The organism is Croceicoccus ponticola, from assembly GCF_004004515.1.
Lineage (GTDB): Bacteria > Pseudomonadota > Alphaproteobacteria > Sphingomonadales > Sphingomonadaceae > Croceicoccus > Croceicoccus ponticola.
The window spans coordinates 49,512-71,673 of record NZ_RXOL01000006.1 but is presented as its reverse complement, the minus strand read 5'-3'; the positions used below and the strand labels follow the sequence as shown (position 1 = coordinate 71,673).

The following is a 22,162-nucleotide window of genomic DNA, read 5'->3' as shown; positions in this document are numbered from 1 at the left end:
CGCTGATCGAGAAAGGGTTGAGGCGGCAGCGGCATCGTGGCAGTGGTTGCGCCAGAAACCAATCGGGCGGAAATCCTAAATGAAACGCAGGCAATTCCTTGGTCACAGCGCGACGGTCGCAGCCTTGGCGGCAGGGTCGACGAAAATCTTTGCGCAAGCCGCGGCCGCGCCTGCAGACCGGCAGCTCCACGCCCTGATGGACAAGGTGCTGTGGGGCGATTTCCGGATCAGTCCTGCCGACATGACTTCACTCGGCCTCGATACCGGAAAGAATGCGTGGGCCCGGTCGCGGCTGTGGGGTGCGGGCATGGCGGACCGTGTGGCGGCATGGCGGCACGGCGAAACGATGCTGTCGGCATTGAACGCGCTGGACACCGCCGGGCTGAGCGAAAATGGTTCGGTACAGGCCGAGGTGTTGCGTTTCCAGCTGAAAGCGCGGGTTTCCGGGCGCGAATTCGGGCTGGGCCATGTCCATTCGCCCTATGTGCTGACGCAACAGGACGGGATGGCGGGCTCGGTGCCCGATTTCCTTGATTCGATCCATCCGATCGAAACGGCCGATGATGCAGAAGCCTATCTCGCGCGTCTGACGGCCTATGCCTACGCGCTCGACGATGAAACCGCGTTGCAGAAGCATGAGGCGGCGCGCGGCTATGCGGCACCCAGCTGGTCGGTGACGACGGCGGCGAAGCAGCGGGCCGGGATGATCGCCGGGCCTGCGGCGGAAAATTCGCTGGTTCGCTCGCTTGCCACGCGCACGGCGGCAAAGGGGATCGCCGGCGACTGGGCGGCACGCGCGACGCGCATCGTGGAGAGCGACGTTTATCCCGCGCTGGCGCGACAGGTGGCGATGCTGCGCAAGCTTGCGCCCGGATCGCGCGCCGGCGACGGCATCTGGCGCGTCCCGCATGGGCAGGAGATTTATGCCCGCGAGCTGGCCTATTTCACCACCACCGACCTTTCGGCCGACGAAATCCACCGCATCGGGCTGGATCAGGTGGCCGAGATCGAAGGCTGGCTGGACCCGGTGCTGAAAGAAGCCGGATTGTCCAAGGGTAGCGCGGGCGAAAGGCTGCAAATCCTGAACGAACAGCCGGGGCAGGTATTCGATGACAGCGAAGCAGGTCGCGCCGAACTTCTCAAATTCCTCGAAGGTCGGGTGGCCAAGGCGTGGGAGCAGATCAAGCCCGCATTCGACACCGTGCCGAGCCAGCCGGTCGAAGTGCGGCGCGTGCCGGTCGAGATCGAACAGGGCGCGAGCCTTGGCTATTACAGCTCGCCCGCCACCGACGGTTCGCGACCGGGTGCGTTCTACATCAACCTTTACGACGTGAAGGACTGGCCCCGTTATTCGCTTCCGGCGTTGATCTATCACGAAACGATGCCGGGCCATCATCTGCAGACCGCGATCTCGTCCGAAAACGAAGAACTGCCGATGCTCCTGCGCAATCAGTACATCGGCGCCTATTCCGAAGGGTGGGCGCTTTATACCGAAATGGTCGCCGACGAACTGGGCATGTACGAAGGAGTCGAACGGGCCGGCGCCTTGCAATCGTGGCTGTACCGCGCGGCGCGGCTGGTGACCGATACCGGGCTGCACGACAAGCGATGGAGCCGGGAGAAAGGCATCGCCTATTTCGGGTCGACCGTCGGCTATCCCGCGAATCAGACCCGCAGCGAGGTCGAACGCTACTGCGCCGGGCCGGGTCAAGCGTGCAGCTACAAGATCGGTCAGAATTTCTGGGTCGAACAGCGCAAGAAGGCCCAGACCGCGCTTGGCGACCAATTCAGCCTGCCGCGCTTTCATCGCATCATCAAGGAAGGCGAGATGCCGCTGAACCTATTGGGCAAGCGGGTCGATGCATGGATCGCTCGGGAAAAGACGCGGCTGGGGCAGGGGTGACGCTCAGGCGCGGAGCAGCAACCGCGCCTTGCCCAGTTCGATCACCGGCACTTCCCACGGATGCGCCGCGATCAGTGCGTTCAGCAGCGGATCGAGCTGGCTGTCGGGCACGGCCGCGTCGACATGGATCGACAGGATCGCGGTGGGCGACATCGTTTCCTGTCCCGCCGCGCCCAAGGTCGGATCGGCCCCGGTCGCAGGTGTGAACAGTTCCCAGCCCAGCGACAGTTCGAAGACCGCACGATAGAGGCCGAAGTCGCCCAGCGGGTTGTCGGCCGCGACGATGGCGCGCATCGCCGCCAGTGCCGGCTCGGCATCAACCGCCGCGTGGTCTCCCGACGCGATGGCCGCTGCGGTCGTCGCCGATATGGGGCAATTCACGCGGATCGTGGTGACATCGCGCGTGGCGGTCTGCCGGGTCATGTCCGCGTCGATCCGCCGTTCATCCCTCCAGCTCCTCGACCTCTTCGGCCAGCGCGAGCCAGCGTTCTTCGGCCGCGTCCTTTTCGGCGCGTTTGGTATCCAGCGCTTTCGTCAGCTTTGCGAACTTTGCCGGGTCGGCGGTATAAAGCGCGGGATCGGCCAGCGCCTCTTCATCGGCGAGGATCGCGGCTTCCAGTTCCTCTATCTTCTGCGGCAGCAGGTCGTAGTCGCGCTGGTCCTTGTACGACAGCTTCGCCTTTTTCTGGGTCGGCGGGGGAGGGGGCGGCAGCGCGCTTTTCTTGGCGCTATTGGCCGACGTCGCCTGCGTCTTGCGCTTCGCTTCCCAGTCGGCATAGCCGCCCGCGATCACGTCCACCGTCCCGCTTCCGTCGAGGCCGAGCGTGATCGTGACCGTGCGGTCGAGGAAGTCGCGGTCGTGGCTGACGATCAGCACGGTGCCGTCGTAATCGGCGATGACTTCCTGCAACATGTCGAGCGTTTCGAGATCGAGATCGTTGGTCGGTTCGTCCAGCACCAGCAGGTTCGACGTGCGCGCGAATTCGCGGGCCAGCAACAGCCGCGAACGTTCGCCGCCCGACAACGTGCCGACGCGCGCATCGACCATCGACGGGTCGAACAGGAAGTCCTTCAGATAGGCCTGAACGTGCTTGCGCACCCCGCGCACATCGATCCAGTCGCCGCCTTCGGCCAGGATGTCGCGCATGCGTTTTTCGGGCGAGAGCAGGCTGCGCTGCTGGTCAATCATCACGCCGCTCAGCGTCTTGGCCAGCGTGATTGTGCCGATGTCGGGTTCGATCTCGCCGGTCAGCAGTTTCAGCAGCGTCGTCTTGCCCGCGCCGTTTGCGCCGACGATGCCGATCCGATCCTGACGCTGGATGCGCAGCGAAAAATCGCGGATGATGACGCGGTCGCCATAGGACTTGGTGACATGTTCGGCGGTGATGACGGCCTTGGTCTTGGTGCCGTCGGACACGATCTTCAGCTTGGCGGCGCCCTGCGGCGAAAGCATGGACGCGCGTTCGGCGCGCATCTGGTGCAGTTTTTCGAGCCTGCCCTGGTTGCGTTTACGCCGCGCGGTGACGCCGCGTTGCAGCCAGTGCGCCTCAAGCTTGAGCTTGGCGTCCATCTTGTCGGCGGCGCGCGCCTCTTCGGCGTAGACCTGTTCTTCCCATGCCTCGTACCCGCCGAAACCCACTTCCTTGCGGCGCATCGATCCGCGGTCGAGCCACAATGTCGCGCGGGTCAAGCGGGTCAGGAACGTGCGGTCATGGCTGATGACGATGAACGCGCCGCTGTATCGGTTGAGCCAGCTTTCCAGCCATTCGATCGCGGCAAGGTCGAGATGGTTGGTCGGCTCGTCCAGCAGCAGCAGGTCGGGTTCCATCGCCAGCGCGCGGGCGATGGCGGCGCGGCGCCGTTCGCCGCCGCTCGAAGCTGTCGCATCGCGGCTCATGTCGATGCCGAGCTGGCCGGCGATGGCCTCCACCTCGTGGCGAGCAGGCGCATCTTCGCCCGACAGCGCAAAGTCCATGAGCGTCGCGTGCGCGGCGACGTCGGGTTCCTGTTCCAGCATCACGATCTTCGTGCCGGGCTGGATCGAACGCTTGCCCTTGTCCGGTTCGATCTGGTTGGCGACGAGCTTCAGCAATGTCGTCTTGCCCGCGCCATTGCGGCCGATCAGCGCCAGCCGGTCGCGCGGCCCGATGTTGAGGTCGAGATCGGTGAACAGCCAGCCGCCACCCTGCTGAAGGCCGAGGCCTTCCCATGAAAGGATCGGTGCTTGTGCCATATGGCCCGCGCCTAGCCGGGGCTGATCCCGCCCGCAAGCACCGGTTCAGGGAACCGGTCGCATCAGGCGCGAGTTCGGTCAGAAACACCCCGGAGAAAAGTTAACATGCGCCAATTGCTTGCCGCCACCGCCATTGCCCTTTCCGCCACGGCCATCGCAGCCGTGCCCGCATCCGCCGCGGTCGAAGTTGGCGTCAATGCGCAGGGACCCGTCGTCGAGATTCAGGTCATGCAACAGGTGCTGGGCGATCCCGACAAGGCGATCATCAGCGCGGGCGTAACTTCGCGCGCGCAGACGGCGGTTGCCGCCATGCAGCAGAACGCGACTGCCATGGACAAGGTGCTCAAGCGGCTGGACACACTGGGCATCCCCCGCGATCGCGTCCAGACCAGCGGCATCACGCTGAACCCGCAATACGAATATCCCAATAATCGCACGCCGCAATTCGCCGGGTACGATGCCAGCAATACGGTCACCATCGAACTGCGCGATCTCGATCGGGTCGGTCCGGTTCTGGACTGGTTGGTTGCCGAAGGCGCGACCAATATCAATGGCCCTTCGTGGTCCGTGGTCGACGACGAACCGCGCCGGGCACAAGCGCGCAAGGCCGCTTTCGACAAGGCGGCGTTGCAGGCGAGGGATTACGCCCTGATGGCGGGTTATAAAGACTTCCGACTGCTCGCGATCGAAGAAGCGCTGGGTTACACGCAGCAGTATTTCGAACGTGGGCCTATGCCGGTGGCGACCCAGACTTCAAAGCAAGACAGCACGCCGACCCGTCCGGGACAAGTTGCGACACAAGTGACGATCACCGCCAAGTTCGAACTGTTGCGCTGACGCAATGGCGGCGCCTGTCGCTTGGGCGAATGCAACATTCACGCCTTGTTCAATGGTTTCGGGATAGGCACAGTGCCACTATGAAAACCCTGTCCCGATCCTTGCTTACCGCCATTGCCGCGCTTGCCGTGCTGGGCACGGCAGCGCCCGCGCTGGCGGGAAACGACAAGCGCGACGGGCAGGGCGAGGCGCGGCGCGAACTGCGCGCCGGCAATGTTCAGACGCTGCGTCAGATCGAAAACCGCGTCCTGCCGCAGATGAAGGGCATGGATTACCTTGGCATGGATGAATTCGTGGCCAACACCTATCGCCTGAAATTCATTCGCGAAGGACGCGTCGTGTTCGTCGATGTCGACGCGCGTACCGGGCGCATCATCAACGTGATGCGTTAAGGCGCTGGCGAGCGCTGTGAAGAGTGCCGCCAAAAAATCTGTTCATCTTGCGCGGACCTTTTCTTGCTCCCATCTGTTCATGTAGATGAACGAGACGGGCCCCGACAGAACCTGGGCACCCGCCGGAATGGAGAGCATATGCGCATCCTGATTGTCGAGGACGAACCGACGCTGGGCAACCAGCTCAAGACCACGCTGGAGCAGACCGGCTATGCCGTCGACCTCGCGACCGATGGCGAAGATGGCCACTTCCTGGGCTCTTCCGAAGAATATGACGCAGTCGTGCTCGACCTTGGCCTCCCGGAAATCGACGGGCTGACGGTGCTCGGCATGTGGCGGCGCGAGGGGCGCAAGTTCCCGGTGCTGGTGCTGACGGCACGCGATTCGTGGTCGGACAAGGTGGCGGGACTTGATGCAGGCGCAGACGATTATCTGGCCAAGCCGTTCCAGACCGAGGAACTGATCGCTCGCCTGCGCGCGCTGATCCGTCGTTCGACCGGCAATGCCAGCAGCGAACTGACCGCCGGCGACGTGCGACTGGATACGCGTTCGGGCCGCGTCACGCTACAGGGCGAGCCGGTCAAGCTGACCGCGCAGGAATACAAGCTGCTCAGCTACCTGATGCATCACAAGGGTAAGGTCGTTTCGCGGACCGAGCTTATCGAACACATCTACGATCAGGATTTCGACCGCGATTCGAACACCATCGAAGTGTTCGTCACCCGCATCCGCAAGAAGCTGGGTGCCGACGTGATCACTACCATCCGTGGCCTCGGATACAGCCTCGACGACCCCGCCGACCAGCCGCGCGGCTGAGGCTGTGTCGGCCGAGAGGGAAGAGGGTGCAATAGCGCCCTCTTCCCTTGTGCCCGAACCGTCGGATGCAACCGACGCCGGGCGCAAGTCGCGCCGATCCGGGCGGATGACCATCGCCCGGCGCCAGTCACGCGCAGACCGCCATAACGGCGCTGTCCATACCGGGTCGCTGTCGCGTCGGATGATGCTGATCGCGATTGCGTGGATCGTGTTTCTGCTGGTGATCGGCGGCGTACTGCTGGACCGCACACTGTCGGGCCTCATCACGCGGAATTTCGACGAACAGCTCGAATATATGCTGACCGCGATGGTCGCATCGGCTGAAATCGGGCCGGATGGCGAAGTGTTCTTTTCCCGACCGCTTGGCGATCAACGCTTTCTTGAGCCGAATTCGGGTTTGTATTGGCAAATCACCGGCGAAGGGCACGAGGTTTTTCCCTCCCGCTCGTTGTGGGACCGAACGCTGAAGACGCAGGCGTCCGATCACATGGAACTGATGGTCTATGACAGCGACCAATACATGGGCGAACCGCTGCGCGTGATGCAGCGTCCGATCATCTTGCCGGGCAGCGAGACGCAATGGTCGTTCGTCGTCGCCGCCAGCAGGGAAGAACTGAACGCGCAGATTGCCCGCTTCCGTTCCATTCTCGCGTACAGCTTCCTTGTGCTCGGTGGCGGGCTGATCATGATGGCGGGGCTGCAGACCTGGCTTGGTCTCTCGCCGTTGCGGGGCGTGCGCCGCGCCATTCAGCGCATCCGCGTGACGGGCGAAAACCGCGTGACGGAACCGCTGCCATTGGAAGTGCAGCCGATGGTGGAAGAACTAAATGCGCTGCTCGCCCATTCGGAAAAGCAGGCTGAAGAAGCTCGCGCCCATGCGGGCAACTTGGCCCATGCGCTGAAAACGCCGTTGACCGTGCTCAACAACGCTGCCGCCGCGCATGCGCCCGATCTCGACACCCTGGTCCAGCGTGAAGCTGCGACGATGCGGCGACAGGTCGATCACCATCTCGCTCGCGCTCGCGCCGTGGGCCGCCGCGCCACGGGACTTGCCCGTGCCGATGTCGGCGAAGCGGCAGAAGCCGTCGAACGTGCCGTCGCCCGGCTTTATCCCCATGTGCGTTTCGACATCGCCGGCGCGAAAGAGGGCGAGAGCATGGTCGCGCTGGAACGACAGGATCTTGACGAAATTCTCGGCAACTGCATCGAAAACGCGGCAAAATACGGTGGCGGCAGCGTGTTTGTCACCGTCGATGCCGTGCCGACCGATCCCGACATTTGCAGCGTGTGGGTCGAAGACGACGGAACCGGCATCCCGGAGCTGGACCGACAGCGCATATTCGATCGCGGCGCTCGGCTTGATACCAACAAGCCTGGCACCGGGCTTGGCCTCGCCATCGTGCGCGACGTGGTCGAAATCTATGGCGGCACCGTGGCGCTGGGCGAAAGCGAGGACCTTGGCGGCCTGTTGGTGGAACTGCGATTGCCACGCGCGGGCGGGGTCTGAAACCTTACCGGTAAGCTGCGGATTGCGGTAAACGCTACGGGTCGTTAACGTTGTCCGCGTAAAACCCTGACTTGGGCTGATAGGGCAAGGGGTTGGTGAACGTGGGCATGGCGATGGCACGAATGCGCGAAGAGCGTCGCGCGGACCGCGTCCCGGTTCGGCTGATGACCAGCCATGCCGGCGGCAACTATCCGCTTACGCTGGTGAATTTGTCGACAACGGGCATGCTGCTCAACAGCCCGCGACCTCTGCGCTTGGGCGATCAGGTGCAGGTCGACCTGCCGCAGATCGGCATGACCACGGCAAAAGTCATGTGGAACGATACCGACGAATATGGGTGCCAGTTCGTTCAGCCGATTCCCGAAGCCGTGGTTTTCGAGGCTGAAATGGCTTCGAAACGCAACCGTCATCGACCGGTTGAACGCCGCCGCGTTCCCGCAGAACGGGCCGAACCGCATAGCGAACATCGTTCGTTGGCGATGCTGGTCGCTTTCCTCACTGTGACAGTGGCCATTTTCTATGCGGTTCAGGTCGTGTTCTTCGACTGAACTGCTTTTACGAACGGGAACCGGCAAGCGTTATCGGGCGATCAGCGGTCGCGCGCCTGTTCGTGGTGGCGGATCACCTCATCGATGATGAACCGCAGGAACTTTTCCGAAAATTCGGGGTCGAGATCGGCTTCGGAAGCCAGCTTGCGCAACCGCGCGATCTGATCCGATTCGCGCGCCGGATCGGCAGGGGGCAGGGCGGTCGTCGCCTTGTATTCGCCCACCGCTTTCGTAATGCGAAACCGTTCGGCCAGCATATGAACCAGCGCCGCATCGATGTTGTCGATGCTCTTGCGGAAACCTGCCAGCACCGCATCCGGCGCATTGCCCATTTTGTTGTTCGAACCATCCATTGTTCAAGGCTCCTAGCAAAGCCGCATCGCAACGCGCAAAGCCTAATGTCAAAGAACTTGCCTTACTTGAGCAGGCGCGCGCCAATTCGCTGACTGGCGGGAAAACGACTTGCCTTGGCACGCGCCAACGCCCAAACGGGCCCGCGTGAACGCTACCGTGCATCAGATGCCCCGAAACGAGCCTTCGCTCGCCCCCGTGCTGGCCTTGACCGCGGACGGGATGAATTGCGTGAACCAGATCATTCTGGACCGCATGCAGTCCAAGATTCCACTGATTCCCGCGCTTGCCGGCCACCTGATCGCAGGCGGTGGCAAACGGATGCGCCCGATGCTGACATTGGCGAGCGCGGCCCTGCTGGAATACGAAGGCAACCGGCATCATAAGCTGGCTGCCTCTGTCGAATTCATCCACACCGCGACTCTGTTGCACGACGATGTCGTCGACGGGTCCGACATGCGCCGCGGCAAACAGGCCGCGAACATGATCTTCGGCAATCCGGCAGCCGTGCTGGTCGGCGATTTCCTGTTCAGCCGCAGCTTTGAACTGATGGTCGAAGACGGCAGCCTGAAGGTGCTGAAGATCCTTTCGGGCGCCAGCGCGATCATCGCAGAGGGCGAAGTCGATCAGCTGACCGCCCAGCGCCGGGTCGAAACGGGCGAGGAACAGTACCTGTCGATCATCGGGGCCAAGACCGCCGCGCTGTTCGCCGCCGCGTGTCGTATCGCCGCCGTGGTGGCCGAACGCGATCCCGGCATCGAACAGAAGCTCGACGATTACGGCCGGAACCTCGGCATCGCGTTCCAGCTGGTCGACGATGCGATCGATTACGATTCCGACGTCGGCGAAAGCGGCAAGGACAAGGGCGACGACTTCCGCGAAGGCAAGATGACGCTGCCCGTGATCCTCGCCTATGCGCGCGGCGATGCCGAGGAACGCCAGTTCTGGCAGGATGCGATGCGCGGCAAGCGCAGTTCGGACGACGATCTCGCCCACGCCACCGCGCTCATCGCAAAGCACGGCACGGTGGCCGACACGCGAGAGCGGGCAAGGCACTTCGCCAACCGCGCCATCGACGCGATTTCGGGTTTCCCGGCCAACGAAGCGCGCGCCGCGATGATCGAAGCGGCGCAGTTCGCGGTTTCGCGCCGCTTCTGATTCCCGTGCGGCATTCCGGTTCGGTTGCGTAAAGTGTCGATCCCAACGCGCCTTCCCGTCGAAACGGTCATACCCGACGTTCTTGTCGCGTTGCGAGAGCATTGTGGAGCAGTTCTTGTGGCGCCACCCGGCGCGGGCAAGACCACCGCTGTCGCGCCCGCGCTGTTGGCGGAACCGTGGTGCGACGGGCAGATCCTTTTGCTCAGCCCCCGCCGCGTGGCGGCCCGCGCCGCTGCCGAACGTATGGCGGAAATGCTGGGCGAAAAGGCGGGCGAGACAGTGGGTTACAGCACCCGCATGGACAGTCGCATCGGCAAAAACACGCGCATCGTCGTGATGACAGAGGCGATTTTCGTGAACCGCATCGTCGCCGATCCCGAATTGCCCGGCGTATCGGCGGTCCTGTTCGACGAAGCGCACGAACGGCACCTCGATTCCGATCTCGGCCTCGCGCTTGCCATCGAAAGCCGGTCGGTCCTGCGCGAAGACCTGCGCTTGCTGGTGATGAGCGCCACGATCGACGGCGCACGCTTCGCACGCCTTTTGGGAGAGGGGACGCCCGCTATCGAAAGCGAGGGCAAGGCCTGGCCGCTGCGCATCGAATGGCTGGGCGCAAAGGCTGAAAGACGGATCGACGAACAGGTCGCAAGCGCGGTGCTGACCGCGTGGCATGGGGAAACTGGCGACGTGCTCGCCTTCCTGCCCGGCGTGGGCGAGATCGAACGGGTGCGCGAACGGCTGGAGCAGCGGCTTCCGGGCACGCCGATCCTGCCGCTTCACGGACAGGTCGAGCCAGCGGCTCAGCGGCTTGCCATCCGGCGCGATCCGGAAGGGCGGCGGCGCATCGTGCTGGCCACGTCGATCGCGGAAACGTCGCTGACGCTGGACGGGGTTTCGGTCGTGGTCGATTCGGGCGTCGCGCGCAGTGCCGAATTCGACATCGCGGCGGGCACCAGCCATCTCGTCACCCGCCGCGCCAGCCGCGCCGCTGCTGCCCAACGCGCGGGCCGCGCGGCGCGGCAGGGGCCGGGCGTCGCCTACCGCTTGTGGGAAGAGGCGGGGCACGCCGGACGTCCCGAATTCGATCCGCCGGAAATCGTGACCGCCGATCTCGCGCCGCTGACGCTCGCGCTAGCGCGATGGGGAGAGGCTGACCCGACGCGGCTGCCATGGCTCGATCCGCCGCCCGCATCCGCGCTGTCCGGCGCGCGGGAATGGTTGCTGGCGATGGGCGCGCTCGATGACGAAGGGCGGATTTCAGCGTTCGGCGAGAAGTTGTCAGCGCTGCCGATGGACCCGGTTCACGCCGCGATGGTCCTGTTCGGTGCAGAAGCGGGGCAGGGACGCGAAGCCGCACGTGTGGCTTTGCTGTTGCAGGAACGCGGGCTTGGCGGACGGGGGGAGGACTTGCTCCATCGCCTGTCGCAGTTTGCCGTCGATCGCGGCGGGCGTGCTAATGCCGCGCGGCGACTGGCGGACGGATGGGCCACGCGTGCAGCGAAACTGATCGACCAGCCCGTTGCGTCCGGCGCAAACCCGGCGACGTTCCTTGCACTAGCCATGCCCGGCAACGTCGCCCGGCGGCGGGACGCGAGCGGGGAAAACTGGATTTCGGTTTCGGGCCGTGGCTTCGTGCTCGATCCCGCATCGTCTCTGGCGCGGGCGGAGTGGCTGGCCATCGGCGATGCGCAGGGACTGGCAAAGGGCGCGCGGATCACCGCCGCCGCCGCGCTTGATGCATCCGATGTGGAGGCGATTTTTGCCGATCGGATCGAGCGGCGTTCGGTCGTTTCGTGGAACGCGGCAGACGGGCGGGCGGAAGCGCGGCTGCAAAGAAAGCTGGGCGCAATTACGCTGGCCAGCGGCCCGGACCCCAAACCCGATGCCGACGCCGTGGCCTCGCTGTTGCTGGGAAAGGCGCGCGAGCGGCTCGATACTATCGTTCCTGCGTCACTGCTGGCGCGGGCGGCCCATGCAGGTATCGCGGAACTGCACCGTGATGCGCTGGCAGCTGCGGCAGAGGATTGGCTTTTGCCGCTGTTGCATGGCTGGCGCGATCTCGACCTGCCAAGGGGCGCGGTGATCGACGCGGTGCTGGCGCGGATCGATTGGGATGCGCGGCAAAGGCTGGACCGGCTGGCCCCGCGGGAATTCACCAGCCCTGCGGGCACTCGCCACGCCATCGACTATGCCGGGGAAAACGCCCCCGTGGTAGAAGTGCGGGTACAGGCGCTGTTCGGGCTGGACAGTCATCCGATGATCGGCACGACGCCGATGCTGCTCAATCTCACCAGCCCGGCGGGAAGGCCGATCCAGGCGACCCGCGACCTGCCCGGTTTCTGGCGCGGAAGCTGGGCTGATGTGGCCAAGGATATGAAGGGCCGCTACCCCCGCCACCGCTGGCCCGAACGCCCATGGGAAGAAAAGCCGAGCCTGAAGACCAAGAACGCCCTTGCAAAGGGTGGCTGACCACGGTCGAGATCACTTGAGCATGGCGTACAATTCGCATAACGGTTCGGCGAACGCCGGGCCGCAAGGCCAAACGGCCGCCGCGCCTTATTGGCGCATAGCCAAGGCCCGGATGGGGCCGCCCGGCGCCTGAGGGACCAAATGTAATGCCAGCCAGTATCTACCAACGTCCTAAGAACGCGATGCAATCAGGCCGTGCGCGCACGGATGACTGGGTGCTGGATTTCGTGCCTGCCGAAGCCAAGAAGCCGGACCCCCTGATGGGTTGGGCCGGATCGGGCGACACGCAGCAGCAGGTGCAACTCAGCTTCCCCGATTGCGATGCTGCCAAGGCTTATGCCGACAAGTACGGAATCGACGTTCATGTCGTGCCAACCCCGGCACGCCGCCTCAAGCTGCAGGCCTACGCCGACAATTTTCGCTGATAACGACTTAACTCAGGCGTAGTTGGCAGCCGTCAGCAACGGCGCGATCGCGCCCATTCGCCAGCTGATTTCGCCCTTTTTGTAGGCCATGCGGCAATCGGTTGCGTCGTGGCCGATATCGTCGGTCAATAAGGGTGTTTCGGTCAGTCCCGGACCTTCGAACCGAAGATCGTCGCATTCGCCGTCACGGGCAAAATCGCCGCTATCGTCGCCCCACACGATTTCCGCTTCGCCCGAAAGCCGGATGAACATCGGCGCCAGCGTCACCGTCCCGCTGAGATAGGCGGTGTGGCAGTCGCTGGCGTCGCGAAAGATATCGTCTGGCAGCAACGGTGTTTCGGTCATGCCTTCGCCGGTAAAACGCAGATCGTCGCATTCGCCGTCATTGGCAAAATCACCGGCATCGTCCCCAAAGTTAACGCCGTCCCATGATTCGGCATGAGCCGTCATCGCAGGGGTCGTCATCATCGCAAAGGCGAGCAGCGGAGCTATGAGAACGCGATTTTTCATAAAGCGATTAACTTTCGAAACCTCATTCGTATCCCTAACATCGGCGGAAATCCGGGCAAAACCCGGTAACCATATCCGGTAATGAACCGTCTCGTACCGGGACTCTACGTGGTCGAAAGCGCGGACTTGCCAAGGGCGGCCAAGATCGCCATATCGCGCATCGGGAGTCGGGTGGACGTTCGCGTCCGCCAACCTGGTCAGGTCCGGAAGGAAGCAGCCACAACGGATGGCAGCGGGTCGCCCGGCTCCTTTTTCATTTTCCTTCCGCAAGTTGCGGCTGTGCGGCGCACCGCCGCGATCACCGTCCGATCGCGCTGCTGTCGAGCGCCCGCGCCGGCGCTGGTGATTTCACAACTTTCGGCGGATTCAATCGCGCCGCAGTTCGACAGACGCGGCCGCCGTCCCTAGATTACATGGCCATGTCCGATTCACCCGACATTTTCGGTTCCCAAGAGCCTGACGGCGAACAAGCGAAGCCCAGCGCGGCGGAACTTGAGGCGGCTGGCCAGAGCGCGCTGTTCGGCGATCCGATCGCGCCTACCGTTGCTGCGCCTGAAGCCCCGCCTTCTGAGCTTGCGCCCGTTGTAAAAGCGCCCGTCAAGGCACCTGCGACGACGCAGCCCTATCGCGTGCTGGCGCGCAAATATCGTCCCCAGACGTTCGGCGAATTGATCGGGCAGGACGCGATGGTTCAGACGCTGGCCAACGCCATCCGGCGCGATCGCCTTGCCCATGCCTTCCTGATGACCGGCGTGCGCGGGGTGGGAAAGACGAGCACGGCGCGCCTTATTGCCAAGGCGCTCAATTGCATCGGCCCTGACGGAACCGGCGGCCCGACGATCGACCCGTGCGGGGTTTGCGAACCGTGCCGGGCCATTGCCGAAGGGCGTCACATCGACGTGATCGAAATGGACGCGGCGAGCCATACCGGTGTCGACGACGTCCGCGAGATCATCGAGGCGGTCCGCTATGCCGCCGTTTCGGCGCGCTATAAAATCTACATCATCGACGAAGTCCACATGCTGTCGCGCAACGCGTTCAACGCGCTGCTCAAGACGCTAGAGGAACCGCCCGCGCACGTGAAATTCCTGTTCGCGACGACAGAGGTGGACAAGCTGCCGGTGACGGTGCTGTCCCGCTGCCAGCGTTTCGACCTGCGCCGGATTACCGCGCCGATGCTGGTCGAAAACTTCTCGATGATCTGCCGCAACGAAGGTGTCGAAGCCGACCCCGAGGCTCTCGCCATCATAGCGTCGGCGGCAGAAGGGTCCGCGCGCGACGGGCAGTCGATACTGGATCAGGCCATCGCCCATGCCGACATGGCGAGCGAGGGCGAGGGCACGCACGTCACCGCCGAACAGGTGCGCGACATGCTGGGCCTTGCCGACAAGGGCGTGCAGCGCAAGCTGTTGGCCGCGCTGCTGGCAGGTAACGGCTCCGAATTGCTCGACGTGGTGGATCGCCAATATGCGCTGGGTGTCGAACCGATCGCATTGATGCGCGGGCAGATGGAACTTGTTCACCGCATCGCGCTTTGCCAGTTGGGCAAGGGCGAGGCGCAAGGCCCCAGCGCGGAAGAGCGGGAAGCCATCGCGGATTGGGCGGCAAAGCTTGGCGCGGCGCAAGTGCATCGGCTTTGGCAGCTTTTGCTGAAGGGGCATGACGAAGTCCGCACCGCCCCCGAACCCATCGTCGCGGCGCAGATGGCGCTGTTGCGCGTGATGCATGCAGCCGACATGCCCGATCCGGGCGCGTTGGTCCGCAAGCTGGACGAAATCGCCGCGCGTCCTGAATTGGCAGGGCAGCCGATTGCTGGACAGTCGGGACCGGACGCCGCCGCATCGCAAGGTGCCTCGCCTGCTCGCTCTGACGCGATTGCTGGCCACGCACATGCAGGACCGCCGCCGAGCTGGGAAACATTGATCGCGCAGGTCGAGGCGGCGGGGCAGTTGCGCGTCGGTCAGGTCATGTCCGACTGGATTCGCGTGATCGACCTTGCGCCGGGGCACCTGCGATACCAACTCGCCCCCGGTTACAAGGAAGACGTCGGCCCCGAACTGCGTGATGCGCTCTATCGCGCGACGGGTGAACGTTGGCAGATCGAACGCGGCGGCGCGGACCAAGACGGCACGCCGACCATCGCCGAACGCCGCAAGGCAGAGGCCGAGGCGGAGGCAGATATCGTGCGCAATTCGCCAATGGTGAAAGCCGCGATGGATGCCTTTCCCGATGCCAGGCTGCTGGAACACGGCGGCGAAAAGGATATCCGAAGGGCCTGAAAGGTCCCCACGACAAGGACACGAACGATGAAGTCGATGGAAGAAATGATCCAGGCTGCCCAGGCTGCGGCCGAAACGATCCAGAAGCAGATGAACGAGGCACAAGCGACGCTCGACGCTATCGAGGTCGAGGGGCAGTCGGGCGGCGGGATGGTAAAAATCCGCTGCACCGCCAAGGGCCGTATCCTTGGCGTGGCGATCGACGACAGCCTGATGGTGCCTGCCGAAAAGCAGATGCTAGAGGATCTGATCACCGCCGCGTTCAACGATGCGCGCGGCCGCGCCGACCAGAAAGCGGGCGAGGAAATGGCCCGCGTGCAGCAGAGCGCCGGACTTCCCCCCGGTTTCGATCTATCCAAGCTGGGCCTCTGACCACGGACATGGCACATTGCTTGTCGTAGCGCCAAAACGCCCCATATCGGGACCGATGGCGCAACGGGGCAAAACCCGCGCTGCGCAAGTCATCCTATGATGGATGACCGATGATGTATTTTCGTGGACGGAACCAATGTCGATGAACGAATATCCCCTGCTGCCCTTGCGCGACATCGTCGTGTTTCCGGGCATGGTCGTGCCGCTTTTCGTGGGGCGCGAAAAATCGGTGGCCGCGCTGGAATCGGCGATGGCCGGGGACAAGGACATCATGCTGGTGTCGCAGCTCGATCCCGGCTGCGACGATCCGGGCTCCGACGATCTTTATGACGTCGGCGTCGTGGCCAGCGTGCTGCAACTGCTGAAGCTGCCCGACGGCACCGTGCGCGTCTTGGTCGAAGGGCAGAGCCGCGCGGAAATGCGCAGCCTTGACGAACGCGGCCAGATGCTGATGGCGACGGTCGAACCGATGGACGAGATTACGGCCAGCGGGACCGAGGTTGCCGCTCTGATGCGGCAGGTGGTCGAACAGTTCAACGATTACGCCAAGCTCAACAAGAAGCTGTCCGCCGACGCGGGCGACCAGCTGGGCGAAATCGACGATGCCTCGCGGCTGGCCGATGCGGTCGCGTCCAACATCGCGGCCAAGGTTTCCGACAAGCAGGCGATGCTGACCGAACGCGATCCGCTCAAGCGGCTGGAAATGGCAATGGCCTTCATGGAGGGCGAGCTTGGCGTGCTGCAGGTTGAGCGCAAGATCCGCGGCCGCGTAAAGCGCCAGATGGAAAAGACGCAGCGCGAATATTATCTCAACGAACAGCTCAAGGCGATCCAGAACGAACTGGGCGGTGGCGAAGAGGGCGGCGACGAAATCGCCGAACTGGCCGCCAAGATCGAAGCGACGAAGCTGTCGAAGGAAGCGCGGGCCAAGGCGGATTCCGAGCTAAAGAAGCTGCGCTCTATGCAGCCGATGAGCGCCGAAGCGACGGTCATCCGCAACTATCTCGACGTGTTGCTCGGCCTGCCGTGGGGCAAGAAGAGCAAGCTGAAGAAGGATATCGGCGAAGCGCAGAAGGTGCTCGATGCCGATCATTACGCCTTGGACAAGGTGAAGGATCGCATCGTCGAGTATCTGGCAGTCCAGACCCGCACGAAAAAGCTGAAGGGTCCGATCCTGTGCCTTGTCGGGCCTCCGGGTGTCGGCAAGACCTCGCTGGGCCAGTCTATCGCCAAGGCTTGCGGTCGCGAATTCGTGCGCCAGTCGCTGGGCGGCGTGCGTGACGAAGCCGAGATTCGCGGCCACCGCCGCACTTATATCGGATCATTGCCCGGCAAGATCGTGTCGAACCTCAAGAAAGCGGGCACGAGCAACCCGCTGTTCCTGCTCGACGAGATCGACAAGCTGGGTCAGGATTTCCGCGGCGATCCGGCTTCGGCCCTGCTCGAAGTGCTCGATCCCGAACAGAACGCGAAGTTTCAGGATCACTATCTCGAGATCGATTACGACCTGTCGGACATCATGTTCGTCTGCACGGCGAACTCGCTGAACTTGCCGCAGCCGCTGCTCGATCGCATGGAGATCATCCGGCTCGAAGGTTACACCGAGGACGAAAAGGTCGAAATCGCGCAACGTCACCTGATCGAGAAACAGGTCGAGCTGCACGGATTGAAGAAGGGCGAGTTCGAACTGACCGAACCGGCCTTGCGCGACCTTATCCGCTATTACACACGCGAAGCGGGCGTCCGGACGCTGGAGCGCGAGATCGCGCGGCTGGCGCGCAAGAGCTTGCGCAAGATCCTCGAAGGTCAGGTGACGACGGTCACGATCACCGCCGAAAATCTTGGCGATTTTGCCGGCGTGCGCAAATTCCGCCACGGCGTGTCGGACGAGGAAAACCAGATCGGCGCGGTGACCGGCCTTGCCTGGACCGAAGTGGGCGGCGAACTGCTGACGATTGAAAGCGTGACCGTGCCCGGCAAGGGCCAGGTGCGCACGACCGGCAAGCTGGGCGAGGTGATGACCGAATCCATCCAGGCGGCGTTCTCGTTCGTGAAGGCGCGCGCACCCGCGTACGGGATCAAGCCGTCGATCTTCCATCGCAAGGACATCCACATCCACCTTCCCGAAGGTGCGGTGCCCAAGGACGGGCCGAGCGCAGGCGTCGGCATGGTCACTTCGATCGTGTCGTCATTGACCGGCATCCCGGTCCGTGCGGACACGGCGATGACAGGCGAAGTCACGCTGCGCGGACGCGTGCTGGCCATCGGCGGGCTGAAGGAAAAGCTACTCGCCGCATTGCGTGGCGGCATCAAGACGGTGCTCATTCCGGCAGAGAACGAAAAGGATCTCGTGGAAATTCCGGCGAACATCATCGAGCAGCTGGAAATCATCCCGGTCAGTCATGTCGACGAGGTTCTTGCCCGCGCCCTGACCGAACCGCTGACGCCCATCGAATGGAGCGAAGAGGACGATATCGCCAGTCAGCCGGGCCCGATGCATGCAAACGGGGAGCTTTCGCGGACCGCGCATTGAGCGAGGGCGAATCGTTACATGCAGCAGGTTTCTGCTGAAACAAAAAGCATGCTGCATTGCGGCATATTTGATGCGCGGTTCCGATGGGGCCGCGCATCACTGCGTCTGACCCACGTTTTGTCTCAAAAACGGCGGAATACAACCATTTTGGGACAAATTTGCCTTTGACAGAAACGGCAAAAACGGCTCCATTCCGCGCACTCGCCAAGCGCGATCGCGAACCGGGATTCTTTCCCGGCTTCGTATCCCGGAATTTTTGAAACAAAGACCAACCAAGGGGGATTCTAGACTCATGAACAAGAACGAGCTGATCGGAACCGTGGCTGACAGCAGCGGACTGTCGCGCAACGACGCGACCAAGGCTGTCGAAGGCGTTTTCGAAGCCGTTACCGCAGCACTGGCGAAGGGTGACGAAGTTCGCCTCGTCGGCTTCGGTACGTTCTCGGTGGCGAAGCGCAAGGCATCGACCGGTCGCAATCCGCGCACTGGCGAACCAATGACCATCAAGGCGTCGACCCAGCCGAAGTTCAAGGCCGGCAAGGGCCTGAAGGACGCCGTCAACTAAGATGCGTCGCAACCCCGGAAGGGGGCGCACGAAAAGCCGCGCGAGGGACATTCCTTCGCGCGGCTTTTTCTTTACGAATTGTCGTTTTTCGGCGCCTCGTCAGTTCAGTTCGACCAAAGCCATGGGCGCGGTCTTGCTGGCCGGGGTCACCTCCCAACGCAATGTTTGCATGCCGCCCGCGCCTGTCGCCGGCCCTTCGTCGGTGTTGTTGGCGAGAATCCGGCCATCGGTGCGGATCGTGAAGGTGCCATCTGGCAGGACCGGTGTCGGCAAGGTGCCGCCCTTGTTCCTGGACGCCGCCCCCATCATCATCGCCATACCCGGATCCGACAGCGAATCCTGTCCGCCGAAACCGGCCGCCTCGACCCGGACACTGCCGTCGGCGCGAGGGCTTACGGTGACGAAGGGGGGCGCGGCGGGCAGTTTCTCGACCAGCGGAAAGACGAAGGCGTGGGTCAGCCGGCCCGATGCGGCAAAGCGCACGTCGTAAACGCCGTCGCCCTTGTGCACGACACGTTCGAAGCCCGCCTGTTTCGACAGGGCATCCGCCAGCTTCGCCGCGCTTTCGGGATCGGCCGGGTCGAGCCCGCCCATCATGCGCAGGAACTGTTCCTTCTCGGCCTTGCCCCCTGATTGGTTGGCATCCCACTCGGGGCGCTGTTCGGCGACCTCGCGTTCGGAACAGGGGCGAGTTTCCCCTTCGTCGGTCCAGCATTCCGGTTCGAAAGTGCCATTCGCACCCATCCTGGCCAGCTGCGACAAGCCCAGCGCAGCAATTTCGCCGTCATAGAAAAAAGCGAATTCGCCGCCCTTGCGAAGGGTCAGCTCCGCCGTGAACTTCCCCGGAGACAACAGGCATCCGGCCAGGAACAGCGAAGATGCGACAAACGCAAGGCCCGCCAATCTCCGCAGCGTTAAAGGCGTTCGCATGATCCCCTCCTCACCAAGATCCAGCGGTCTTACTGCTCCCGCATCGCGCAGGCGTAAAGGGCGATCGCCGCTGCGTTGGAGACGTTGAGGCTTTCGACCGCGGTGGCGATCGGAAGACGCGCGATCTGATCGCAGTGTTGCCCGACCTGATGGCGCAGCCCGTCGCCCTCTGCGCCCAGCACGAGCGCAACGGGGCCGGAAGTCAGCGCGTCAGCCAGCGTCTGTTCGCCGTCGCCGTCCAGCCCGATGCGCCAGTAACCAAGCTCGGCCAATTCCTCCAGCGCGCGGGACAGGTTCACGACGCGGATCCACGGCAGGCTTTCCAGTGCACCCGAGGCCGACTTTGCCAGCGTGCCCGATTCGGGCGGCGCGTGGCGATCCTGCGTCACGATGCAGGCGGCGCCGAATGCGGCCGCCGACCGCATGATGGCCCCCACGTTGTGCGGATCGGTGACGTGATCGAGCACGACGACCGGGGATTTGGGATCGCCCGTCGCGACATCGGCGAGGTGCCTTTCGGGCAGTGGTTCGCATTCGATGACGATGTTCTGATGCGGGGCATCGCGCGACACCAGCCGGCCAAGGTCGACGGCTTCGGCATATTCGACCCGAACATCGTCGGGAATCTCGATTTCACCGGCGTCGACCATCTCCTCCAGCGTTTCGCGCACGGCCCAGATCTTGTTGATTTCGCGTTCCGGGTTGTTGAGCGCGGAGGTGACGGCATGGCGGCCCCAGATGCGAACGGCACCCTTGGCGCTGCGCCCGCTGCCGCGTCCGCCCTGCATGCGGCCTGCACGGCCCCGCAATGCTCGCTTGTCGACCTTCTTTACCATCGCCTTGACTGCCTTTCGAAATCTTTGGACGCCTGTAGCGACCACCCCCATTGACAGGCAAGCGCCGCTTCGCCAAATGAGCGCCTCTCGGCCGGACGGGGCACTTTGCCCTGTCTTACGAAGCGGGGTTCTCCCCTACTTTGCGGCACCGGTGTGGACAGGTGGCCGAGTGGTTAAAGGCAGCAGACTGTAAATCTGCCCGTGCAAGCGTACGCTGGTTCGAATCCAGCCCTGTCCACCACCGCCGCATCCCACTGAGGATTAATGAGAAATTTTCGTTACATTTTTGGGTAGAGGACCGGCCTGCCGTGCCTGCGTGTGTAGTTCTGGTGTAACCGTGCCCAGAAATGCGGTGTCTATGGCAGCAATCGCTTCATCAATGTGGTCGGCACTCAAATGGACATAACGCAGCACCATCGCGAGTGTCTTGTGGCCTGAGATGCGCTGGATCGTTGGCAGGTCTACGCCCGCTTTAACGAGCCGGGTAATGCCTGTGTGGCGCATGACATGGGGTGTGACCTTCTTGGGGTCGAGACCTGCACGAATGACCGCGCGCTCGAACTGGCGCTGCATATCGCGTCTGTAGGGGGTCTTGGTGTCGTCGCGGGTCGCAGGGAAAAGCCAGATTGCCTTGGGGCGCTGCATCCGTTCCCACTTCAAACTTTCCGCCAAGCTGGTAGTGATCGGCTGCTCGCGTTCACCGGCCTTGGCCTGGGGGACAAAGATACGTCGCTGGTCGGTATCGATGTCCTCCCACCTGATTCGCATGATTTCGCTGTGCCTCATGCCGGTGTTCAGCCCGATGGCGACGAACAGCCATAGGCCCGGATCCTGATCTGCAACTGCCCCATGATACAGGGCTTCGGCATTCTGGGGTGTGAGGATGACGATCTTCTTACGGGGTTCGTCGTCTTTTCGGATTTCGGGGCGTTCGCTCTCCTTAATCCATTTCCACTCGGCTGCTCGGTTCATCAGGTGAGAAAGGGTGGACAGATCACGGTTAACGCTGGCAAGTTTCGCGCCGTCGTTCAGGCGCTTGCGGATGTAGTGCTGAACGAGAAAGCTGCTGATGCGATCGAGGCGGTTCTTGCCGAAATACGGCGTTAGATAACGCTCGATGTGGCGGCGCTTGTTCGGAAGGTCTGCGAACCCCTTTTGCCCTTCGCCAATCGTCTCGGACAGCCTTTTCAGATACTCGGCGCCCGCTTCGGCAAAGGTGCGATGAAGCTTGCGCCCGGTCGGAAGGTCCAAGCGTTCCTCACGTGCCTTCGTCCGGAATGTTTCAATGGCGCGCTCGGCCTGTTCGCGGGTGACCCCTTCGCTGTCACGACCGATGACGCGGTGGATGCGTTCTCCATCAACCATGATGTTGATGCTGTAGCGAGTATCGCCATTTTTTTGGCGCGCGGCAGTAATGCCGTGTTCCATCAATGTCATTCCCGGTGCCAGTGACTTGATGGCCGGGCGGGTAAGCCGCTGAAAGCGCAGAGCCATGCCT

The 22,162-nt window shown here is 63.2% G+C and carries 20 protein-coding genes, 1 tRNA gene and 1 other RNA gene; 15 read left to right on the top strand and 7 right to left on the bottom strand.

Annotated features, from left to right (window positions below; all coding sequences use genetic code 11):
* Nucleotides 1-79: 79 nt before the first annotated feature.
* Nucleotides 80-1,903, top strand: coding sequence for a DUF885 domain-containing protein (locus EKN06_RS12565; RefSeq protein WP_127613265.1), 1,824 nt, complete (start codon nt 80-82; stop codon nt 1,901-1,903).
* 3 nt (nt 1,904-1,906) lie between these two features.
* Here EKN06_RS12565 and EKN06_RS12560 read toward each other — a convergent pair whose 3' ends face one another.
* Both EKN06_RS12560 and EKN06_RS12555 read right to left on the bottom strand, forming a co-directional pair.
* Nucleotides 1,907-2,326, bottom strand: coding sequence for a YqfO family protein (locus EKN06_RS12560; RefSeq protein ID WP_127613264.1), 420 nt, complete (start codon nt 2,324-2,326; stop codon nt 1,907-1,909).
* A 19-nt stretch (nt 2,327-2,345) separates the two neighbouring features.
* Nucleotides 2,346-4,136, bottom strand: a complete 1,791-nt coding sequence (locus tag EKN06_RS12555; RefSeq protein ID WP_127613263.1) for an ABC-F family ATP-binding cassette domain-containing protein — start codon at nt 4,134-4,136, stop codon at nt 2,346-2,348.
* Between the two features lie 105 nt (nt 4,137-4,241).
* On the opposite strand from EKN06_RS12555, the gene EKN06_RS12550 reads away from it, so the two are divergent.
* The 5 genes from EKN06_RS12550 to EKN06_RS12530 all read left to right on the top strand — a co-directional run bounded on the left by EKN06_RS12550 (nt 4,242) and on the right by EKN06_RS12530 (nt 8,236).
* Nucleotides 4,242-4,973, top strand: a complete 732-nt coding sequence (locus EKN06_RS12550) for an SIMPL domain-containing protein (RefSeq protein ID WP_127613262.1) — start codon at nt 4,242-4,244, stop codon at nt 4,971-4,973.
* An 80-nt stretch (nt 4,974-5,053) separates the two neighbouring features.
* Entirely contained in the window at nt 5,054-5,365 is a 312-nt protein-coding gene (locus EKN06_RS12545) for a PepSY domain-containing protein (protein ID WP_127613261.1), read from the top strand.
* Nucleotides 5,366-5,503: 138 nt separating this feature from the next.
* Nucleotides 5,504-6,181: a response regulator transcription factor gene (locus EKN06_RS12540; protein ID WP_127613260.1), complete on the top strand. Its 678-nt coding sequence runs from the start codon at nt 5,504-5,506 to the stop codon at nt 6,179-6,181.
* Between the two features lie 106 nt (nt 6,182-6,287).
* A complete protein-coding gene (locus tag EKN06_RS12535) occupies nt 6,288-7,688 on the top strand; it encodes a sensor histidine kinase (protein WP_240654919.1) in 1,401 nt (466 codons plus the stop codon).
* Nucleotides 7,689-7,783: 95 nt separating this feature from the next.
* The gene (locus EKN06_RS12530; protein ID WP_127613259.1) at nt 7,784-8,236 is read left to right on the top strand and encodes a PilZ domain-containing protein; all 453 of its coding nucleotides are present in this window, start codon (nt 7,784-7,786) and stop codon (nt 8,234-8,236) included.
* A 41-nt stretch (nt 8,237-8,277) separates the two neighbouring features.
* Here the strand turns inward: EKN06_RS12530 and EKN06_RS12525 are convergent, their stop codons facing one another.
* Nucleotides 8,278-8,589, bottom strand: a complete 312-nt coding sequence (locus tag EKN06_RS12525) for a chorismate mutase (RefSeq protein ID WP_205693890.1) — start codon at nt 8,587-8,589, stop codon at nt 8,278-8,280.
* Between the two features lie 145 nt (nt 8,590-8,734).
* On the opposite strand from EKN06_RS12525, the gene EKN06_RS12520 reads away from it, so the two are divergent.
* From EKN06_RS12520 to EKN06_RS12510, 3 genes are all read left to right on the top strand, one after another.
* Nucleotides 8,735-9,745 carry a polyprenyl synthetase family protein gene (locus tag EKN06_RS12520; RefSeq protein WP_127613258.1) on the top strand — a complete coding sequence of 337 codons (1,011 nt, stop codon included), beginning with the start codon at nt 8,735-8,737 and terminating at the stop codon, nt 9,743-9,745.
* 39 nt (nt 9,746-9,784) lie between these two features.
* Nucleotides 9,785-12,214: an ATP-dependent helicase HrpB gene (hrpB, locus tag EKN06_RS12515; protein ID WP_127613337.1), complete on the top strand. Its 2,430-nt coding sequence runs from the start codon at nt 9,785-9,787 to the stop codon at nt 12,212-12,214.
* Nucleotides 12,215-12,360: 146 nt separating this feature from the next.
* The gene (locus tag EKN06_RS12510; protein WP_127613257.1) at nt 12,361-12,639 is read left to right on the top strand and encodes an ETC complex I subunit; all 279 of its coding nucleotides are present in this window, start codon (nt 12,361-12,363) and stop codon (nt 12,637-12,639) included.
* A gap of 12 nt (nt 12,640-12,651) precedes the next feature.
* Here the strand turns inward: EKN06_RS12510 and EKN06_RS12505 are convergent, their stop codons facing one another.
* Nucleotides 12,652-13,149, bottom strand: coding sequence for a hypothetical protein (locus EKN06_RS12505; RefSeq protein WP_127613256.1), 498 nt, complete (start codon nt 13,147-13,149; stop codon nt 12,652-12,654).
* A gap of 160 nt (nt 13,150-13,309) precedes the next feature.
* On the opposite strand from EKN06_RS12505, the gene ffs reads away from it, so the two are divergent.
* The 5 genes from ffs to EKN06_RS12480 all read left to right on the top strand — a co-directional run bounded on the left by ffs (nt 13,310) and on the right by EKN06_RS12480 (nt 18,898).
* An RNA gene (gene ffs, locus EKN06_RS12500) (signal recognition particle sRNA small type) lies at nt 13,310-13,404 on the top strand.
* Between the two features lie 164 nt (nt 13,405-13,568).
* Entirely contained in the window at nt 13,569-15,428 is a 1,860-nt protein-coding gene (locus EKN06_RS12495; RefSeq protein WP_127613255.1) for a DNA polymerase III subunit gamma/tau, read from the top strand.
* A 27-nt stretch (nt 15,429-15,455) separates the two neighbouring features.
* A complete protein-coding gene (locus tag EKN06_RS12490; RefSeq protein WP_127613254.1) occupies nt 15,456-15,800 on the top strand; it encodes a YbaB/EbfC family nucleoid-associated protein in 345 nt (114 codons plus the stop codon).
* Between the two features lie 136 nt (nt 15,801-15,936).
* A complete protein-coding gene (lon, locus tag EKN06_RS12485; RefSeq protein WP_420810794.1) occupies nt 15,937-18,333 on the top strand; it encodes an endopeptidase La in 2,397 nt (798 codons plus the stop codon).
* 292 nt (nt 18,334-18,625) lie between these two features.
* The gene (locus EKN06_RS12480; RefSeq protein ID WP_127613252.1) at nt 18,626-18,898 is read left to right on the top strand and encodes an HU family DNA-binding protein; all 273 of its coding nucleotides are present in this window, start codon (nt 18,626-18,628) and stop codon (nt 18,896-18,898) included.
* Nucleotides 18,899-18,997: 99 nt separating this feature from the next.
* On the opposite strand, the gene EKN06_RS12475 is transcribed toward EKN06_RS12480, so the two are convergent.
* Together EKN06_RS12475 and rlmB are read right to left on the bottom strand one after the other, a co-directional pair.
* Nucleotides 18,998-19,828: a hypothetical protein gene (locus EKN06_RS12475; RefSeq protein ID WP_127613251.1), complete on the bottom strand. Its 831-nt coding sequence runs from the start codon at nt 19,826-19,828 to the stop codon at nt 18,998-19,000.
* Nucleotides 19,829-19,857: 29 nt separating this feature from the next.
* Nucleotides 19,858-20,664 carry a 23S rRNA (guanosine(2251)-2'-O)-methyltransferase RlmB gene (gene rlmB / locus EKN06_RS12470; RefSeq protein ID WP_127613250.1) on the bottom strand — a complete coding sequence of 269 codons (807 nt, stop codon included), beginning with the start codon at nt 20,662-20,664 and terminating at the stop codon, nt 19,858-19,860.
* Nucleotides 20,665-20,819: 155 nt separating this feature from the next.
* Between rlmB and EKN06_RS12465 the strand changes: the two genes are divergently transcribed.
* A tRNA-Tyr gene (locus EKN06_RS12465) sits at nt 20,820-20,905 on the top strand.
* Nucleotides 20,906-20,925: 20 nt separating this feature from the next.
* Here EKN06_RS12465 and EKN06_RS12460 read toward each other — a convergent pair.
* Nucleotides 20,926-22,158 (bottom strand): tyrosine-type recombinase/integrase, encoded by a 1,233-nt coding sequence (locus tag EKN06_RS12460; protein ID WP_127613249.1) that lies wholly within the window; start codon nt 22,156-22,158, stop codon nt 20,926-20,928.
* Nucleotides 22,159-22,162 lie beyond the last annotated feature (4 nt).

Excerpts from the sequence above, each read along its gene's own strand:
- EKN06_RS12560 (WP_127613264.1), bottom strand. The coding sequence starts at position 2,326 with ATGACCCGGCAGACCGCCACGCGCGATGTCACCACGATCCGCGTGAAT.
- EKN06_RS12480 (WP_127613252.1), top strand. The coding sequence starts at position 18,626 with ATGAACAAGAACGAGCTGATCGGAACCGTGGCTGACAGCAGCGGACTG.
- EKN06_RS12535 (WP_240654919.1), top strand. The coding sequence starts at position 6,288 with ATGACCATCGCCCGGCGCCAGTCACGCGCAGACCGCCATAACGGCGCT.
- EKN06_RS12475 (WP_127613251.1), bottom strand. The coding sequence starts at position 19,828 with ATGCGAACGCCTTTAACGCTGCGGAGATTGGCGGGCCTTGCGTTTGTC.
- EKN06_RS12550 (WP_127613262.1), top strand. The coding sequence starts at position 4,242 with ATGCGCCAATTGCTTGCCGCCACCGCCATTGCCCTTTCCGCCACGGCC.
- EKN06_RS12525 (WP_205693890.1), bottom strand. The coding sequence starts at position 8,589 with ATGGATGGTTCGAACAACAAAATGGGCAATGCGCCGGATGCGGTGCTG.
- lon (WP_420810794.1), top strand. The coding sequence starts at position 15,937 with ATGTCGATGAACGAATATCCCCTGCTGCCCTTGCGCGACATCGTCGTG.
- EKN06_RS12540 (WP_127613260.1), top strand. The coding sequence starts at position 5,504 with ATGCGCATCCTGATTGTCGAGGACGAACCGACGCTGGGCAACCAGCTC.
- EKN06_RS12545 (WP_127613261.1), top strand. The coding sequence starts at position 5,054 with ATGAAAACCCTGTCCCGATCCTTGCTTACCGCCATTGCCGCGCTTGCC.
- EKN06_RS12505 (WP_127613256.1), bottom strand. The coding sequence starts at position 13,149 with ATGAAAAATCGCGTTCTCATAGCTCCGCTGCTCGCCTTTGCGATGATG.
- EKN06_RS12555 (WP_127613263.1), bottom strand. The coding sequence starts at position 4,136 with ATGGCACAAGCACCGATCCTTTCATGGGAAGGCCTCGGCCTTCAGCAG.
- rlmB (WP_127613250.1), bottom strand. The coding sequence starts at position 20,664 with ATGGTAAAGAAGGTCGACAAGCGAGCATTGCGGGGCCGTGCAGGCCGC.
- EKN06_RS12460 (WP_127613249.1), bottom strand. The coding sequence starts at position 22,158 with ATGGCTCTGCGCTTTCAGCGGCTTACCCGCCCGGCCATCAAGTCACTG.
- EKN06_RS12495 (WP_127613255.1), top strand. The coding sequence starts at position 13,569 with ATGTCCGATTCACCCGACATTTTCGGTTCCCAAGAGCCTGACGGCGAA.
- EKN06_RS12565 (WP_127613265.1), top strand. The coding sequence starts at position 80 with ATGAAACGCAGGCAATTCCTTGGTCACAGCGCGACGGTCGCAGCCTTG.
- EKN06_RS12510 (WP_127613257.1), top strand. The coding sequence starts at position 12,361 with ATGCCAGCCAGTATCTACCAACGTCCTAAGAACGCGATGCAATCAGGC.
- EKN06_RS12490 (WP_127613254.1), top strand. The coding sequence starts at position 15,456 with ATGAAGTCGATGGAAGAAATGATCCAGGCTGCCCAGGCTGCGGCCGAA.